This is a genomic window from Saccharibacillus alkalitolerans (genome assembly GCF_011090185.1).
GTDB lineage: Bacteria > Bacillota > Bacilli > Paenibacillales > Paenibacillaceae > Saccharibacillus > Saccharibacillus alkalitolerans.
Map to the genome: position 1 here is coordinate 17,459 of NZ_JAAFGS010000008.1, position 16,958 is coordinate 34,416.

The window sequence follows — 16,958 nt, forward strand, 5'->3', positions numbered from 1 at the left end:
CGCGCTTGGGCTTGGAGCCGGACAAGGCGGACGCCGTAAAGCGCGTTCTCAGGCCCGGCACCGGAGCGAACGGATCGTGGGCGGAACAGGATGACGCGACTTAAAAAGGACGGGAAGCCTTGCGGCTCCCCGTCCTTTTTCGTATGATAGCCCGCTTCTGCGGAGATTCGTTACTCAGCGCGCAGCACGGTATATCCGTACGCCGGCAGTTCGATCGTCAGCTTGCCGCCGTCCGCGCTCAGGCTGCCTTCTTCGGAAGCTTCCGCTTCCGCGCCGCCCGCGTACAGCACGCTCCACGCCGCGCGTTCGCCCGCTTCGACGCCCGCGCTCTGCGCCTCGTCCGAAGCGTTCAGGGCGACGATGAACGTCCCGTCTTCGTCCTGGCGCCGGTAAACGACGACGCTGCCGCCTTCTTCGGCGTGCAGGAAGTCGAAGCTTCCCGTGCGCAGCGCGCTGTGCTCCAGGCGCAGGGCGATCATCTTTTTATAAAAGGCATGCAGATCGCGGTCCTGCTTCTCTTCGTCCCATTCCATGCATTTGCGGCAGTCCGGGTCCGGGCCTCCGTCGATGCCGATCTCGTCGCCGTAGTAAACGCACGGCGTGCCGGGATACGTCAGCTGGAACGCCGCGGCGAGCTTCAGCTTGTTCTTGTCGCCTTCGGCGATCGTGAGCGCGCGCGGCGTATCGTGGCTGTCCAGCAGGTTGAACGCGGCCTGCATGACCGGCAGCGGGTAGCGGGCCAGCTGCGCGGCGATCGAGTGCGAGAATTTCTGCGCGTCCGTCTTGTTTTTGGCGAAAAAGTCCAGCGCCGCGTACGTGAACGGATAGTTCATCGCGGAATCGAACTGGTCGCCCTGCAGCCACGGCGTCGCTTCGTGCCACAGCTCGCCCAGGATGTACGCTTCCGGATTCGCTTCCTTGACGACCGTGCGGAATTCGCGCCAGAAGCGGTGATCCACCTCGTCCGCCACGTCCAGCCGCCAGCCGTCGAAGCCGATCTCGCCGATCCAATAGCGTGCCGCTTCGAGCAGGTATTTTTTGACTTCCGGATGGCCGGTGTTGAACTTCGGCATATTCGGCTCGAAGCTGAACGTTTCGTACGTCGGGATGCCGTCTTTGACGTCGATCGGGAATTCGCGAACGTGGAACCAATCCTTATACTGCGATTTTTCGCCTTTTTCCTTCACGTCGACGAACGGTTTGAACGTTTTGCCGGAATGGTTGAATACGGCGTCCAGCAGGACGCGGATGCCGCGCCCGTGGCATTCCGCGATCAGCTTCTTCAGCGTCTCGATATCGCCGAAGTGCGGATCGAGCTGCATGTAGTCTTCCGTATCGTATTTATGGTTGCTCGGCGCTTTGAACATCGGGGTGAAGTAGATCGCGTTGACGCCGAGGTCGGCGATGTAGTCGAGATGCTGCCGCACGCCTTCCAGGTCTCCGCCGAAGAAGCTGTCCGTTTCCGGCTTGCCGCCCCAAGGCTGCACGTTTTCGGGATCGCGGGATTTGTCGCCGTTTGCGAAGCGTTCCGGGAAAATCTGATAAAAGACGGCATTCTTCGCCCAGTCCGGCGTCTGCAGGATATCTTCCCGGTTAATGTAGGCGATTTCGTAAAAGTCGTCGAACGTTTCGCGTTCCGTATGGTGGAAGCCGTCCTCGTTCATCCAGACTTTCTCGCTGCCGCTTTCCAGCCGGAAGCCGTACTTCAGGCGGCGGTAAGGCGGTTTGACTTCGCACTCCCAGTAGTCGAACAAAGCGTCGGATGCGAAAATGCGCATCGCCGTTTCTTCTTTGGTCCGGTCCCAGGCGTATTTGTCGCCGCCGATCACGAATACGCGTTCCACGTCGTTTTTCTTGGTGCGGATGCGCAGATGGACGGTCTCTTTGTCCGCCGTGTAAGCCCAGTTCAGCTTCGGCCGGTGTTCAATCGCTTCAAGCATCATCGAATGAAATCCCCCTTGAGTATTGGAATGTTGAATAGTGCAAACGTTTTGCCGGTGAACCGACAAGATGATATTACCATCAAAAGGCAAGCGGGAAACAGAGCGGGAAAATCGAAATATCCATGCCCGAAGGAGACGCGAAAATGCCCGCCGAAACGGCAAAAGCCCGCTTCCCCGAAGGTGCAGGGGAGGCGGGCCGTCAAATCGTCTTCAAAAAAGTTCCACGTGGAATGCTTGGATGCATGCGCGTTTGCCGGTTCGCTACAGCGGCATCAGATCGCGGTTTTTGGCCGACTTGCGGCATTCCTTGCAGATTCCGACCAGATTGCCGTATTCGTCGGCGAAGAAGCCGACCGAATCGCTTTTTTTGCGGCAGTGGGAGCAGGACTGCAGCAGGCCTTCGCCGGCCTTGGGCACGAACCTGCGGATTTCCGCTCCTGCGGGCGACGCGGCTTTGCGTTTGAACTTGAGCGTCTCCGGGCCGGCGGTACTTCCCGCAGCTTCCTGCAGCTTGAGTTTGCGGCGGCGGGCGGCGGTCAGGTCGACGATGTTGCTCGCCGCCCGGCGGTTTCTTCTCGAACGGATCACAAGAACCGCGGTCAGCGCGCAGGCCAACACGGCCGCGCCCAGCATCCACGTCAGTTCGACAGGCATCATAACGGGTTCCCTCCTCGGTGATGGTTTGAACTTGCTGTCTTGGGCTTGCTATGGTCAATGGACGTAACGGTGAGAAAAAGAGGATACGACCGAATAGGTAGTGTGCGGAATTTGTAACTCTTATTACCCTTGCGCCGGGAGGGAAGAAACGGGACTTTTTAAGGAAAAATGGAATCGGAAAAGGAGGGAGCATGTGCCGGAAAGCGCAAATGCTGATATCATGAATGCAGGACGGGCGCCGGTTCGGCGGAGACCGGATTGCGGGGCTGCCCGAAGTGGGAGGATTCGACAAGTGACGAAAAAAACGGTGCTGTATATCGAAGACGAGCGGCAGATCGGCGAGTGGGTCGTTCGGAATCTGGAGGAGCGGGGCTACGGCGTAATCTGGCTGGAAAGCGGGGACGGAGCGTCGGAGGCGGCCGAGACATGCGACGCCGCCGTGCTGGACATCATGCTTCCGGGGCTCGACGGCTTCACGGTCGGCCAGCGGCTGAAGCGCGATCATCCCGATCTGCCGGTCATGATGCTCTCGGCGCGCACGGCGATCGACGACAAGCTCGAAGCGCTGCGTTTTGCCGACGATTACCTGACCAAGCCGTTCCACCCCGACGAATTGGCCGCTCGTATCGAAGTGATGCTGCGGCGCAGCGCGCCGGCCGAACCGGAAGCCCGCCGAATCGGGCATCTGCTCGTGTACGAACGCGAGAATCGGGTCGTGGACGCGGACAGCGGCGAGGAAATCGCGCTGACGGGCAAGCAGTTTCATATCTTCATGTACTTTTTGCGCCATCTGGGCCAGATCTTGACGAAAGAGCAGATCTACGAAGCGGTATGGGGCGAGCCTTACATAGACGGCGACAAGACGCTGATGGTGCACATCCGCTATCTTCGCGAGAAGATCGAGCGCGATCCCGGAAGCCCGGAGATCGTGGAGACGATCCGCGGCATCGGCTATCGGGCGCGGGGATGAGGAAGAACGGCAAAAAGGCGGGGACGGCGGCCAAGTTTCGGCATACGCTGATGGCCCGTTATCTGATGCTGGTGGGATTCGCCATTTTTCTGCTTCCCCTCATCCTGATCGTAGTCATGTTTTTGTATCTGGGCTACATCTATCTGGTCTGGCAGCCGGAGAAGGCCGATATCGATTCCGTCTCCTTCGTGTCGGCTGCGGACCTGGAACAAGATTGGCATGATTTGGCGGCGTCGCTGGACGGCGCGTCCGCGGAGGAGATCGTTCGGGCGGTGGAATCGTTCCGGGAAAGCAACCCGCTCGTTTCCGTCGCGGCCGTCGACGCGAAGGGACGAACGCTGTTCGAAGCGCCTCGGCGGACAGACATGCCGGATACCTGGACGCCGGGCCGGACGGCGGAATATATGAAGCGGGCCGCGGCGTACAACGCGCCGAATTTCGCCGTCGTCGCCTTCGTCGGAGAAGGAGAGGACGGGATGCGGGACACCCGGCAGGGATTTATCGTGGCGGAAGTGCCCCGGACGCTGACCGTCTCGTCGGTACCGAACCAGAACGCCAGGCTGCCGCAGATCGTCGCCGTATCGCTGTTCGTGCTGCTGTTTTTGCTGTTCGCCTTCATGTCGTGGGCGTTCTTCTACCGTATCCGCAAACGGCTCGTCCGCCTGCAGGAAGCGATGACCGCTTACGACGAAGCGGGCATTCCGCTGCCGGTGGGACCCGGCAGGCGGCAGGACGAAATCGCCGACCTGGAGCAGACGTTCAACGCAATGGTGCGCAAGCTGCGGGAAGGACGCGACCGGGAGAGGGAGGAGGAAGAGCTGCGCAAGAAGCTGATCGCCAATTTGTCGCATGACCTGCGGACGCCTCTGACGGTTATCCGCAGCCATGCCTATTCGTTGGAGAGCGAACCGCTCGGCGAGCGCGGACGCGAGTCGCTGAACCTGATGGCGCGCAAGCTGGACGACCTCGGCGGATTGATCGACAATCTGCTCTCGTATACGCTGATCGCAGCCGGTCGCTATCCGATGCGGCTGGAAGAGACGGACGTGCTCCGCCTCGTGCGCACGGCGGCGGCGCAGTGGTATCCGGTGTTCGAGAAGGAAGGCATGGAGGTCGATGCCGACCTGCCGGAAGAGGCGCTCGTCTGGCGAGTCGACCGGGAATGGTTCGTCCGCATCTTGGACAATCTGTTCCAGAACGCGGTACGTCATGCAAAAGAGGGACGGTATATCGGTCTTTCGCTCGGGCCCGAGGAAGAGGGCGGGCTGCGGACGCTGCAAATTCGGGATAAAGGACCGGGGATCAAACGGACGGCGGCAGCGCCGGCCGCTGATGCTGCAGGAGGATCGGCCCGGATCGCCGAAGCGGTACAGGCGGCGGACACAGCGACCGACGGTTCGGAGGAACGGCGGAAGCCTTTCAATCCGGCGCTCGGAGCGGGGATCGGCCTGTCGATCGTGGATCTGATGATCCGCGAAATGGGAATGAGCTGGACGATCGAGAGCGGAGACGGCGGAACGCTCGTGACGATCAGGCCTTCGCCTGCGCCCGAGCGGCTGCCGGAATGAAGCTGAGGCTGAGGGCTTATGGGGAGCCGGGGGCCGTAGATCGTGCGCGATAAGGGCGAGTCATGGGGACTCGCCCTTTTTGTCGTTTTCTCGGCCCGGCGAGGCGAACTTCCGTCTTTTTAACGATGTCGATGCGGCTCCGAGCACGCCGCCTCGGCCTATGCACACCCACCTTATCCATACATAGTCTCTATATACACACCGTGCCTCGATATACACACCTTCCATCCTCGTTTCTTTCCCGCTCTCCTTCCGATTTTCAGTTCGGCTTCTCTTCGACGAACCGCGCAGCCGTGCGGGTTTCGCTGATTTCAAAGTCATTTGTTCAGAACTTCGGCTACTCTTTTTTTCAAAAACGTTTGACAAAAATCTCCTGCCTGTAATATAGTGTGCATATAGACATACACACTAATCACTGTACATACACACCGAAGTGCACCTATAAAAAGCAAACGAAGGGAGCGAACGGCATGACACTTTCGATCAACCGTCTCGGCAAACAATACGGAGGCAAATACGTCGTGGACGACATCACGCTGGAGGTCAAAGCGGGCGAAGCGTTCGGACTGCTGGGAGGCAACGGCGCGGGCAAAACGACGACGATCCGCTCGGTGCTGGGACTGCTGGAATACGACCGGGGCGACGTGCTGTGGAACGGCAGGCCGTTCCTCGCGAACCGGCCGAGCGTCGGCTATCTGCCGGAAGAACGAGGTTTGTATCCGAAGGAGACGGTGAGCGAACAGCTCGTCTACCTGGCCCGCCTGGAAGGCATGAAACGCGGCGAAGCGCAGAAAGCGCTCAAGACATGGCTTGAACGTCTCGGCATCGGCGAACACGAAAACAAGCGGCTCGAACAGCTGTCGAAAGGCAATCAGCAGAAGGTGCAGATCATCTCGGCTCTGATTCATAATCCGGAACTGGTTATCCTGGACGAACCGTTCAGCGGACTTGATCCCGTCAATGCGGACATGCTGGCTTCGGTCGTCAAAGAGCAGATTGCAGTCGGCAAAGCGGTCGTCTTCTGCAGCCACCAGATGATGCAGGTCGAACAGTTCTGCGAGAACATCTGCATTATGAAAAAAGGCCGGATGCAGCTTAACGGCAAGCTGTCTGATATCAAGAGCGCGTACGGACGCAATAATCTGATCCTGCGAAGCGAAGCGGATCTGGCTCCGTTCCTGGAACGGAAAGGATTATCGGATATTCGCCGCGATGCGCAGGAATGGACGATCAAGGTACAAGGCGAGTCGCAGGCGCACGAACTGATGCGGGATCTCGGTCAAGCCGGCGTGCCGATGCTCAAGTTCGAACTTAGAGAACCGTCGCTGCATGAAATCTTTATTGAAAAGGTGGGAGAAGCGGTATGAAAACATTCGGAATCGTATTCGGACACTCGTTTAAAGGGCGCGTTCGCTCCAAGTCGTTTACATGGATGACGCTTTTAATAGTGGCAGCAATTGCGGCGATCATATTGATCCCGAGATTCTTCGGCGGACAGGCACTGACGGAAGGCACGGTCGCGGTCGTCAACAAATCGCCGCTGCCGATTGAAGCAAGCGAATTGACTTCGACCGTCTCGCCGATCTATGAATGGAAAATGGTACCGGAGAGCGAATTGGCGGCGGAGCAGCAGCTGCTGCAAAGCGAAGACCTGGCGGCGATTGTCGTGATTGAGCGCAGTGCCGACGCTGCTGCAGCTCCGCAGATCGCACTCTCGGTGAACCGGAAAGATGATGTGAGCTTTGCTCCGAATCTGTCGGCTTACGTGGAGCGTCTGAACCTGAACGATCGTGTAGAGTCGCTGGGTTTGACGAATGAACAGGCTGCGTCGCTGACTATACAGCCGAGCTTGGAACTCAATGAGTTAAATGCCGGAGCCAAATCGTTTGCTGAAACTTATCTGCCGATTTATACGCTGTTGACGCTGATGTTCTTCATGATCTATTTCTTTGCCGGCAATGTGGCGACTTCGGTTGCTGAGGAGAAAGGATCGCGTATTCAGGAAATTCTGATTACCAAAGTCAGCCCGGTTCAGCTGCTGGCAGGCAAAGTCGTGGGCGTAGGTCTGGCGGGTATTCTGCAGTTTGCGATCATTGTCGGCTCAGGCGTTCTGCTCATGACATTTAGCGGCGCCGGAGAAAGTCTATCGCTGGGCGGACTCTCTGTTGACTTGTCGATTCTCGGTGTGCAGACGTTGGCTGTAGCCGCTGCAATGTTCATCCTCGGTTACTTCTTCTATGCGACCCTGTTTGCCGCAGCCGGTTCGATCGTCAGCCGCAGTGAAGAGGTAAACCAAGCGATTCTGCCTATTTCGATGGTGTTTATGGTAGGATTCTTTCTCGCTCTGATTGCACTTAAAGATCCGAATGGAACGCTGGCCGTCGCCTCCTCATACATTCCTTTACTGACACCGATGGTGCTGCTGGTCCGGGTCGGTGCAGGCGAGCCGGCACTGATGGAGATCCTGCTGCCAATCCTGATTCTCGCCGTCTCGACGCTGCTTGTCGGACTGCTGTCGGCCAAGATTTACCGCGGCGGCGTGCTGCTGTACGGACAGAAGCCGTCGATCGGCACGATGCTGAAGATGCTGGGCGTGTCCAACAAACCGGTTCGTCCGCAGGCTGTGTCTTCTGTACAAGCCGACAAAACAGGTAAACCAAGCGACGCGGCCTGATATCTGCTAGGGAGGGATAACAATGGGCCTATTCAAAAAGCTTGCGCCACCCTTGATCGGTGCGTTAGCCGGCTGGTTCGGCTTTCTCGCGCTCAAGAATTTGCTGGAGATGGGCGGATCGCCGCTGTTCGAAGAAATCGGAGCGGGAGCCTCTCGGTTCGCTGGGTTTTGGCCGACAACCGCTTTGGTGATCGTGCTGGCTGCTTTGGCTATGTTCACGATTCTGGTGCATGAATTTGGTCATATCCTGTCTGCCTTGTTGGTCGGAAACCGGATTACTCGCCTGTATTGGGGACCTTTTATCCTCTTGTTCCCGGAACGCCGGCTGCGTTTTACTTTCAGAAATAAACATTTCTTCGGTGCCATGCAGAATGAGATCGGAGCTTATAGAGACAAAGCTTCATTTGACAGAGCGATTCGTCGACAGCAGATCGTCTATGTGGGAGGACCTGCTTTCAGTCTGGTAACTGGGATGATTGCTCTGAGTTTGGCACCTTCCTTATGGAGTCTGCCCGGCGGATACGGGGTGTTCTCTATCGCAATCGGACTTGCTACACTGTTCAGCGACGGCGTAAGCGCAGTTATGCTCGGCCGTCGGAATTTTGCACTGATGACGGGTTGGACGCTCCTCGTTCAGGATAAGCGGATGGATGCGGAGAAAAGGGACGTTCTGGAAAAAGACAGCATGCACTACCTGCAGAAAATAGCGGACTCTCCGCTTTCCCCCAAGGGACGAAACTTGTACGATTTATATCTGCTGTACGACGCGAAGCTGATGGAGATCGATCAGGCGGCGATAAGCCAACTGACCCGTGAGGCAGAGACGAACTGGTCTCAAGCGGAGGGTTCGAAGATCAAAATGAATAAAATGCGCCGCGATGTCACGATGATGATTTTGGGTGAAGAAATTGTCCGGCTGTGCGAAGCGGGCGAGCGGGATAAAGCTGTAACACTGTATGAACAGATCGGCGGCCGGGAGAACAAGCTCTCGCCGCTGCTGCTTAAGGCAAAAGCTTATATAGAAGGAACTGGGCCCGCAGTCGACGAGTACATGGCATCGGTTCGTTCGATGCAAAGCGATATTGCATCGTTTGGCGCCTTTTACGAATATGAGGAGCGCCGTCTGCGGCGTGCGGGCCTGCCGACAGTCTAATCCAAGCGCAAAGCTGAATCTGAATCAAATCCAAATCAAATCCGAGATCCGTATCTTTCGTGGTTCTGGCAGCAACTTATCTTTTCATTATCATTCTTTCACTATTATTCATAACAAAAGGAGCGATTACTGATGTACGAATACGATATTGTCCGGATCGAAATGGGAGCTTTGAAAGGCAAACCGAAAGAAGATCATCACGCGATCATTCATGCCCATGCCCGCGAAGGCTGGCGACTGGTCCAGCTGTTCGCTCCGCCGTCTGTGGGATACGGAACGGCGACGTTCATGGAGCTGTATTTCGAACGCGAAATCCAAGCTTAAAATTCCGGGCGGACCGGAAACGGCCAGACATCTCGAGAAAAGCTCGGCATTCAACGAACCGCGCAAAACCGAAAGAAGCCCGCAATGTCGTATCGGCATCGCGGGCTTCTTTTGCCGTATCGGCTGCGCGAATCTCGCTGCGCCGTCGTTCGCCTGTATCGGGTCGAGGCGCGCTGGTTTCGCGCGTTCCGCATGCGGCGCTAGTTTCTCGTCCGGTCGATATAAGGGAAGATCGGGTCCTGCAGCTTGAATTCGTACGTCGCTCCTTCCACGATGCCGACCGTCTTGTCGCTGTCGAACAGCTCCAGCAGGAAGCCCGCCATTTGCTCCGCGGTGTGGAACTTGCGAACGGAGGTCCCGTATTCGAAGCGTTCCACATCCAAAGCGCGTTTGGCGAACTCGGTTTCCGTCGCGGCCGGCGCAAGCACTTTGGCACGCATCGGCAGATTTTTGCTTCGGAGTTCCTGGGCGAGTCCTTCGGTAAAGGCGCTCACGTAGAACTTGGTCGCGCAGTAGGTCACCGCCTCCGCCACGATCGAATAGCCTCCGCGCGACGAGATGTTGATGAGCTGCGTGCCTTCCTTGTCGGCATAATCGCGAACGTAGAGGGAAGAGAGAATCGTCAGCGCTTCGATGTTGAGATGCAGCATCTGCTCGATCTTCGGCAGATGCTGCTCCCCGACGGGATCGTAGTTGCCGAAGCCCGCGTTATTGATCAAGGTTTCGATCGAATAATCCCGCAGGCTGTCGTAGAACCCGTAGACGCGTTCGGCGGCGGACAAATCGACCGTGCGGACGACAACGTCCAGGCTGCCGTCGATCTCCGCGATGTTCGCCTTCAAACGTTCCAATTCTTCGGTACGCCGCGCCGCCAGGATCAAGTTTTTTCCTCTAGACGCAAAAGCAAGAGCCGCTTCGTAGCCGATCCCCGAGCTTGCTCCGGTAATGACGGTATAGTTCATCATGATTCCTCCCTTGCCCGATCGATTGAGACATTGCGATCGGTCCTTAAGTCGATTATATTGATTAGAGTTTACTCTAAGTCAAGTCGGAAAAAGAAGAAGGAGTCGAACATGCTTACAATCGGCGAAACGGCGGAAGTGCTCGGAATCAGTGCCCATACTTTGCGGTACTACGAAAAGGAAAGGATCGTCTTGCCGCTGCGGGATGCGGGCGGAGACCGAAGATACGACGAATCGCATATCAGCTGGCTGAAGTTCGTCATCAAGCTCAAAGAAACGCAGATGCCGATCGCGGCTATTCAGAAGTACGCTTCGCTGGTACGGGAAGGCGAGCATACCGCGGAAGCCCGGGTGAAGCTGCTGGCCGAGCACAAACGATCGATCCGGGCCCAGCTTGAGACGCTCACCGCCGCGGACGAGATGCTGGAACGCAAAATCGCGGGATATCGGACTTTGATCGGATCGTCGAGATAAGATTGCGCGACATCGGCCGTAAAGGTTCGAAAAAGACGCTTTGAAACACTTTAACGATTTTATCGTATAAAGGGAAATAGAAACCGACCCTATCATTGATCGCGAAGGAGAGGTAACGATGAACCCGTATCACGACATGCAAGTTCCCGCGAATCTATTCCGAGGCTTGGAAGGGGTAGGCGGATATCTGGCGGTCACGGACACCCATGTTTTTTTAAACCGCACAGTCTCAATATCCAAAAAAAAGAGCTGAGTATCGGGATGGACGAAATCGAATACGCGCAGGAACGGAAAACGTGGAAGATTATTCCGAACGGAATGCTTCTGCGTCTTAAATCCGGTCAGGAATATAAGTTCGTGCTGAACAACCGGAAAAACGCCATCGATTTTATCAACAAAAAAGCCCAATCCTATTAGGCTTTGTACGCAGCTCGGCGACATTCATCTCGAGCCAATGTTTTTTGTCGAAAAGCTATCCTTCTTTTTAAGGGGATAGCTTTTTTTAAACCAAATTTAAACTTGAGGTCGCCCTCCGTTTAACCTTGCCTCCTTATCATAAGAAACAACGATAAGAAAACGAGAGGTGAGGGACATGACCGAAATGATGATCGAGACCCGCAACTTGACGAAAAAGTACCGGGGCACCCGCGCGGTGGACGCGCTCAATCTGGCGATTCCGCGAGGCGAAATTTACGGCTTCCTGGGGCCGAACGGCGCGGGCAAAACGACGACGATCCGCATGCTGCTCGGCCTGATCAAGCCGGACAGCGGCGTCGTGCAGATCTTCGGGCAGGATCTGAGAAAGGACCGGCTCCGGATTCTGCGCCGCGTCGGCTCGCTGGTCGAATATCCGTCGTATTACGGGCACCTGAACGCGATCGAGAATCTGGAAACGAGCCGCCGCATCCTGAACGTGCCGAAGAGCCGGATCGACGAGGTGCTGCACACGGTCGGCCTGACCAAGGACGCCAAGCGCCACGTCAAAGGCTATTCGCTCGGCATGAAGCAGCGGCTCGGCATCGCGTCGGCGCTGCTGGGCAGCCCGGAGCTGCTGATTCTGGACGAACCGACGAACGGGCTGGACCCTTCGGGTATCCTCGAGATTCGCGAACTGATCAAAAGAATGCCGCAGGAGCAGGGCATCACGGTGCTCGTCTCCAGCCACCTGCTGAGCGAAGTGGAACAGATGGCGAGCAGCGTGGGCATCGTCAATCAGGGCCGGATGATCTTCCAGGACACGATCCCGAATCTGCAGCGCAAAGCGGGCAGCGAGATTCATATCGCCCTGTCCGACGCGGAAACGGCGATGATTACGGCGCGCGAACTGGGCTGCTTCCCGCGTCTGGATCAGGGCAAGCTGGTATTCAAAGGCATCGACAACGATCAGATCGCCCGGCTGGTGACGGCGCTGGTCGACGCGCGCCACAGCATTTACCGGGTCGAGGAGCGCCGCAAGTCGCTGGAAGACCTGTTCCTGACGATGACGGGCGGTGGTTCTTCGGACGCCGCAAGCGCCGACGACACGATCGCTTCCGGCGCGCCCCGAGCGGCCGGACTGCGGAGGGAGGCGGCGCAATGATCGGCAAACTGCTGAGCACCGATCTGCTCAAAATGCGCCGCACCGGCATCTGGTGGGTCGTGCTGATCGGTCCCGTCGGATTGGCGGCCATGCAGGCGCTCAACTTCGGGCTTCGTTACGACTACTTGGTGCGAGGCCGCTATGCGGCCGATCCGTGGTCCGGGCTGCTGAACGAGACGGCGATGTTCGTGCCGATCGCGGTCTATCTCGCGATGACGCTGCTGATGGCCATGATCGCGAATATCGAGAACAAGCAGAATTCCTGGAAACAGATGCTGGCGCTGCCGGTCCGCCGCTCCCAGGTATTCGCCTCCAAATTCCTCTGCTGCCTGATCCAACTGCTGGCCGCCTGCGCGCTGCTGAGCGTTTCGACGGCGGCCGTCGGGTTGGCGCTGAATTTCTCCGGGCCGATTCCTTACGCCGACCTGCTGACGTTCGGGGTGTATCCGATGCTCGCGTCGCTGCCGATGCTGGGCTTCACGCTGTGGCTGACGCTGACGTTCCGCAACCAAGCGATTCCGATCTCGCTCGGCATCGCGGCATCGCTGATGTCCGTCTTCGGCGCTTCCATGCCGGAAGTCGTCCCGCTGGCCTGGCCGGCGCTGGTCGTAAGCGGCCAGAGAGCGCTGACCTTCATGGGGTTGGGCGTCGGGCTGTTCGCCGTCCTGTATTTGCTCGGTTCGGCGCATTTTTCGAGAAAGGACGTGGCTTGAATGACGACATGGATCGCGGCGCTGCGGAGCGAACGAATCAAGCTCGGACGCTCCCAGATTATGCTGCTGACGATTATCGATCCCGTATTGTGCGCAGGGGTCGGGCTGCTGTCGACCGTCGATAACGGAGAAGGGGCATGGTTCGGGCTTCTGCTTGTGATGACGCTGCTGCACGCCATGTTTTTCCTTCCGATGATGGCGGGCATTTTCTCGGCATTCGTCTGCCGCTACGAACATGCGGGAGGCGGCTGGAAGCAGATGATGTCCCTCCCCGTTTCGCGTAGTGCGCTGTATCTGTCGAAGCTGCTGGTCGTAACCGGCGCGCTGGCGCTGAGCCAGCTGCTGTTTTTTGCCGCGGTGCTGGGCGTCGGCCTGCTCAAAGGCTTCGACCTCTCCCAGGTACCGTGGAACCTGTTCGCCGTCAGAATGCTGGGCGGCTTCGCAGCCTGCCTGCCGCTGGCCGCATTGCAGCTGTTCGTGTCCGCGATGTGGAGCAGCTTCGCCGCTCCGCTCGTGCTGAACATGATTTTCACCGTGCCGAATATTTTGGTTGCAAACTCTGCGGACTTTGCTCCGTATTATCCTTGGGTGCAGCCGATGCTGGTGATGATGCAGGCGGGCGGGGAATACGACTTCGGCGGGTTTACGCTGCCGCTGCTGAACTTGATGATAACGGTCGGAGGAAGTTTCGCGGTGTTTGCGGCGGCGGGGCTGGCGTATTTCGGCCGGAAACCCGTATAAACCCGCACCGCTGAAAAAGACAAAAGAAAAATTCGAGAAAAGTGCCGCCGAGTGTTCACGAATCGTCCGTTTATGACGTTTATAGGAGAAAAGGCGAATTTTCGAAGCGCGAGAGGGCCCGGCGAGACGGCCGGCGCCCCGCTGCGGAAGGAGGTACAATTTCATGATGGGCAAAAGAAAGTTCATCCCGGCCGCCTGCATGGCCGCCGCGATTTCGCTGGCGGCATGGGCTCATCCGGTTGGCGCCGAGGCGGCCGTTCCGGAAGCAAACGCTGCCGCTTCGGCGGCGCAAACATCGTTTATCGGCAGCCCGGAAGCTTCGCTGACGATGCTGCACCGGGAAGAGGCCGCGGGATACGAAGCGAAAAACGGTTCCGAGCAGGCCATGCTCGACACCGGAGTCGAGTTCTACGAAGCGGCCCAAGGATCGCACGGAAAAGCCTTTTCCGTATTTTGCGTATCCCTGGTCGTGTCGTTGGCGCTGATGTTCGGCATTTTCGGGTTGTTCGTTCGCCGAGGAAGATCCGGGCACCGCTGACGGCGGGAAATGCCCTGCAATTTAAGGCGGAAAGTTAAAATATCCATGACAAAAAACGGTCCGGAGCTGTGCTCCGGACCGTTTTTTTAGCGTCAGCACTCAAGAAGGCTGCGCCAGGCTCTCCATTCCCGCTCGGATGATCTCGCAGGAACGTTCAAAGAGAATTTTTTCCTCGTCACTGAGATTGAATTCGATCAACTCTTCGATGCCGCCGTCGCCGATGATCGCGGGTACGCCGACGCAGACGTCCTTCTGGCCGTATTCGCCGTCCAGGATCGCCGATACCGCGATGATGCGGTGGTCGTCGTTCAGGATGGAGCGGGTGATATACGCGATGGCGCTGCCGATGCCGAACTGGGTCGAGCCTTTGCGGGTGAAGATTTCCCAACCGGCGTCTTTGGTCTTGCGCGCGATGTCGTTCAGATCGAGATCGGGGAAGCGCAGCTTGTGCTCTTCGACGATGTGCAGAATCGGCTTGCCGCCGATCGTAACATGCGACCAGGCGACGAACTGCGATTCGCCGTGCTCGCCCATGGCGTAGCCGTGCACGCTGCGAGGGTCCACTTGGAACACGTCGGCCAGTAGCGTCTTAAGGCGCGCCGAATCGATCGACGTGCCGGTCCCGATCACCCGATGGCGCGGCAGTCCCGATACCTGGGCCGTGATCTGGGTGACGATATCGACCGGGTTGGCGGCCGCGACGAAGATGCCGTCGAAGCCGCTGCTCATGACCGCAGTCACGATTTCGCGGGTGATCGAAGCGGCTTCGGCGACAATGTCCATGCGCTTCTGTCCCGCTTTGACGTTGGCGCCGGCCGTCAGCACCACGATGTCCGCGTCGCCGCAGTCGGCATAGCCGCCCGCGCGCACGCGGGTGCGCGTCGAAGTGAAGTCCGCGCAGTGGGACAGGTCGAGCGCCTGCGCGAGCGCATGTTCATGGTTGCGGCTGATCAGGACGATTTCGTCGCAGATCGACTGGTTGATCATGGCGTAAGCGCAGCTTGAGCCCACTAGACCCGATCCGATAATGGCAACTTTGCGATTTTTTCTGCCCATGTTGTCACTCCCTAGTTATTAATGATTTGTATCGAAAATTTATAAGTGAAAGGTTTTCTTGTTTACTTCTTTACATGAAAAATTCCAAAACGGCTCGTCTTTTTCATTTTAACGGATAAAAAGTCGGTTGTCAGCCACAAAATGCATGAATATGTTACGATACATGACATGTTTGACGGAAAAGCGAATAAAAAGAACACAAATGGAAGAAAAGGAGACGGGAACGGGGATGAAGAGACGAAAGGGACGGCCTGGGGCGCAAAAGGGTATATACCTAATGTTGCCTTGCTGCCGCTTGCCTTTTCGGAAAATCGGAAAAAGCGGGGAAGGCCAATACAAACGGAGGTGAGCAAATCGTGTCCGAGAAAAAGCGCTTTGTGCTGGCAAGCCGTCCCGACGGTATGCCGACAAGGGAGAATTTCGAATTGAAGACGGAAGAGCTGGAAGCGCCGAAAGACGGCGAGATTACGGTCGAGACGCTGTACTTGTCGGTCGATCCTTATATGAGAGGCCGGATGAACGACACCAAGTCTTATGCCAAACCTTATGAAATCGGCGGCACGTTCGGAGGCGGAGCGGTCGGACGCGTGATCGAGAGCCGGCATGCTTCCCACAAAGAAGGCGATATCGTACAGGGCGGATGGGGCTGGCAGACGCATGCGGCCGTGAACGGCGATCACGTCGTTCCGGTCGATCCCGACCTGGCGCCTGTTCAGTCTTCGATCGGCGCGCTGGGGATGCCCGGACTGACCGCTTATTTCGGTCTGCTGGATATCGGTCAGCCGAAAGAGGGTGAGACGGTGGTCGTCTCCGGCGCGGGCGGGGCGGTCGGCATGATCGTCGGTCAGATCGCGAAGATCAAAGGCGCACGGGTTGTCGGCATTTCCGGTTCGGAAGAGAAAAACCGCTATTTGTCCGAAGAACTGGGCTTCGACGCGGTCGTCAACTACAAGACGGAATCGCTGGGCGAGGCGCTGGAACGGGCATGCCCGGACGGCGTGGACGTGTATTTCGACAATGTGGGCGGCGAAGTGAGCGATGCCGTGTTCCTGCTGCTGAACAGCAATGCGCGGATTCCGCTGTGCGGGCAGATTTCGCAGTACAACGTGAGCGATCCCGAGCCGGGACCGCGTTTCCTTCCGCTTCTGCTGACCCGGACGGCGCTCGTCAAAGGCTTCCTGGTCGGGCAGTATCAGCAGCGCTTCGGCGAAGCAATCCCCGAGATGGCCGGCTGGATGCGGGAAGGCAAGCTCAAATACCGGGAGAACATCATCGAAGGATTCGATAATGCGCCGGAAGCCTTTTTCGGACTGTTTACCGGAGAAAACCTGGGCAAGCAGTTGGTGAAAGTCTAAAAAAGAGTTTGCCGTCGAAAAAGGCCGAAGGCGGCGTCCGGGCGGCGACGGGACGAAAAAGCCGCCGCGGACTTCCCGCATGCCGAAACCTGGCGGAACGAATGAACGCGAAGAAAAGCCCGGGAGAAATTCCCGGGCCATAACGTGCCTGGCAAACCGGCGTTCCGTTACGGAACGCCGGTTTTTTTGCATGGATTTCCGCTTCCCGACCTTCGTTCTGGGCCGGTGCATTCGGGGAACGAGCAGGCCGC

General features: G+C 57.6%; 17 protein-coding genes. 13 read left to right on the forward strand and 4 right to left on the reverse strand.

Annotated features, from left to right (window positions below):
- Positions 1-170 precede the first annotated feature (170 nt).
- Positions 171-1,943: an alpha-glycosidase gene (locus GYN08_RS18760; protein WP_166277528.1), complete on the reverse strand. Its 1,773-nt coding sequence runs from the start codon at positions 1,941-1,943 to the stop codon at positions 171-173.
- A 261-nt stretch (positions 1,944-2,204) separates the two neighbouring features.
- On the reverse strand, positions 2,205-2,600 hold the full coding sequence (locus GYN08_RS18765; protein WP_166277531.1) for a hypothetical protein: 396 nt from the start codon (positions 2,598-2,600) through the stop codon (positions 2,205-2,207).
- A 292-nt stretch (positions 2,601-2,892) separates the two neighbouring features.
- Between GYN08_RS18765 and GYN08_RS18770 the strand changes: the two genes are divergently transcribed.
- From GYN08_RS18770 to GYN08_RS18795, 6 genes are all read left to right on the forward strand, one after another.
- On the forward strand, positions 2,893-3,570 hold the full coding sequence (locus GYN08_RS18770) for a response regulator transcription factor (protein ID WP_166277534.1): 678 nt from the start codon (positions 2,893-2,895) through the stop codon (positions 3,568-3,570).
- Positions 3,567-5,138 carry a sensor histidine kinase gene (locus GYN08_RS18775; protein WP_166277537.1) on the forward strand — a complete coding sequence of 524 codons (1,572 nt, stop codon included), beginning with the start codon at positions 3,567-3,569 and terminating at the stop codon, positions 5,136-5,138. The genes GYN08_RS18770 and GYN08_RS18775 overlap by 4 nt, the downstream gene beginning before the upstream one ends.
- Before the next feature lie 470 nt (positions 5,139-5,608).
- A complete protein-coding gene (locus GYN08_RS18780; RefSeq protein WP_166277540.1) occupies positions 5,609-6,505 on the forward strand; it encodes an ABC transporter ATP-binding protein in 897 nt (298 codons plus the stop codon).
- On the forward strand, positions 6,502-7,812 hold the full coding sequence (locus GYN08_RS18785) for an ABC transporter permease (protein WP_166277543.1): 1,311 nt from the start codon (positions 6,502-6,504) through the stop codon (positions 7,810-7,812). The genes GYN08_RS18780 and GYN08_RS18785 overlap by 4 nt, the downstream gene beginning before the upstream one ends.
- 22 nt (positions 7,813-7,834) lie before the next feature.
- Positions 7,835-8,965, forward strand: a complete 1,131-nt coding sequence (locus GYN08_RS18790) for a site-2 protease family protein (protein WP_166277546.1) — start codon at positions 7,835-7,837, stop codon at positions 8,963-8,965.
- Positions 8,966-9,097: 132 nt separating this feature from the next.
- Positions 9,098-9,289, forward strand: coding sequence for a DUF4177 domain-containing protein (locus GYN08_RS18795; RefSeq protein ID WP_166277548.1), 192 nt, complete (start codon positions 9,098-9,100; stop codon positions 9,287-9,289).
- Between the two features lie 200 nt (positions 9,290-9,489).
- On the opposite strand, the gene GYN08_RS18800 is transcribed toward GYN08_RS18795, so the two are convergent.
- Complete coding sequence (locus GYN08_RS18800) at positions 9,490-10,251, reverse strand: SDR family NAD(P)-dependent oxidoreductase (protein WP_166277982.1); 762 nt, start codon at positions 10,249-10,251, stop codon at positions 9,490-9,492.
- 111 nt (positions 10,252-10,362) lie between these two features.
- Here GYN08_RS18800 and GYN08_RS18805 point away from each other — a divergent pair, with 111 nt between their 5' ends.
- The 6 genes from GYN08_RS18805 (at position 10,363) to GYN08_RS18830 (ending at position 14,296) form a co-directional block, all read left to right on the forward strand.
- On the forward strand, positions 10,363-10,725 hold the full coding sequence (locus GYN08_RS18805) for a MerR family transcriptional regulator (protein ID WP_166277551.1): 363 nt from the start codon (positions 10,363-10,365) through the stop codon (positions 10,723-10,725).
- A 261-nt stretch (positions 10,726-10,986) separates the two neighbouring features.
- Positions 10,987-11,142 carry a hypothetical protein gene (locus GYN08_RS18810; protein ID WP_166277553.1) on the forward strand — a complete coding sequence of 52 codons (156 nt, stop codon included), beginning with the start codon at positions 10,987-10,989 and terminating at the stop codon, positions 11,140-11,142.
- A 175-nt stretch (positions 11,143-11,317) separates the two neighbouring features.
- Positions 11,318-12,304 carry an ABC transporter ATP-binding protein gene (locus GYN08_RS18815; protein WP_166277555.1) on the forward strand — a complete coding sequence of 329 codons (987 nt, stop codon included), beginning with the start codon at positions 11,318-11,320 and terminating at the stop codon, positions 12,302-12,304.
- On the forward strand, positions 12,301-13,017 hold the full coding sequence (locus GYN08_RS18820; protein ID WP_166277557.1) for an ABC transporter permease: 717 nt from the start codon (positions 12,301-12,303) through the stop codon (positions 13,015-13,017). Before GYN08_RS18815 ends, GYN08_RS18820 begins: the two co-directional genes overlap by 4 nt.
- The gene (locus GYN08_RS18825) at positions 13,018-13,758 is read left to right on the forward strand and encodes an ABC transporter permease (RefSeq protein WP_166277559.1); all 741 of its coding nucleotides are present in this window, start codon (positions 13,018-13,020) and stop codon (positions 13,756-13,758) included.
- A 163-nt stretch (positions 13,759-13,921) separates the two neighbouring features.
- Positions 13,922-14,296 carry a hypothetical protein gene (locus tag GYN08_RS18830; protein WP_166277561.1) on the forward strand — a complete coding sequence of 125 codons (375 nt, stop codon included), beginning with the start codon at positions 13,922-13,924 and terminating at the stop codon, positions 14,294-14,296.
- Positions 14,297-14,395: 99 nt separating this feature from the next.
- Here the strand turns inward: GYN08_RS18830 and GYN08_RS18835 are convergent, their stop codons facing one another.
- The gene (locus tag GYN08_RS18835) at positions 14,396-15,352 is read right to left on the reverse strand and encodes an L-lactate dehydrogenase (protein WP_166277563.1); all 957 of its coding nucleotides are present in this window, start codon (positions 15,350-15,352) and stop codon (positions 14,396-14,398) included.
- Positions 15,353-15,708: 356 nt separating this feature from the next.
- Here GYN08_RS18835 and GYN08_RS18840 point away from each other — a divergent pair, with 356 nt between their 5' ends.
- On the forward strand, positions 15,709-16,707 hold the full coding sequence (locus GYN08_RS18840) for an NADP-dependent oxidoreductase (protein ID WP_166277565.1): 999 nt from the start codon (positions 15,709-15,711) through the stop codon (positions 16,705-16,707).
- The last annotated feature ends 251 nt before the right edge of the window (positions 16,708-16,958 follow it).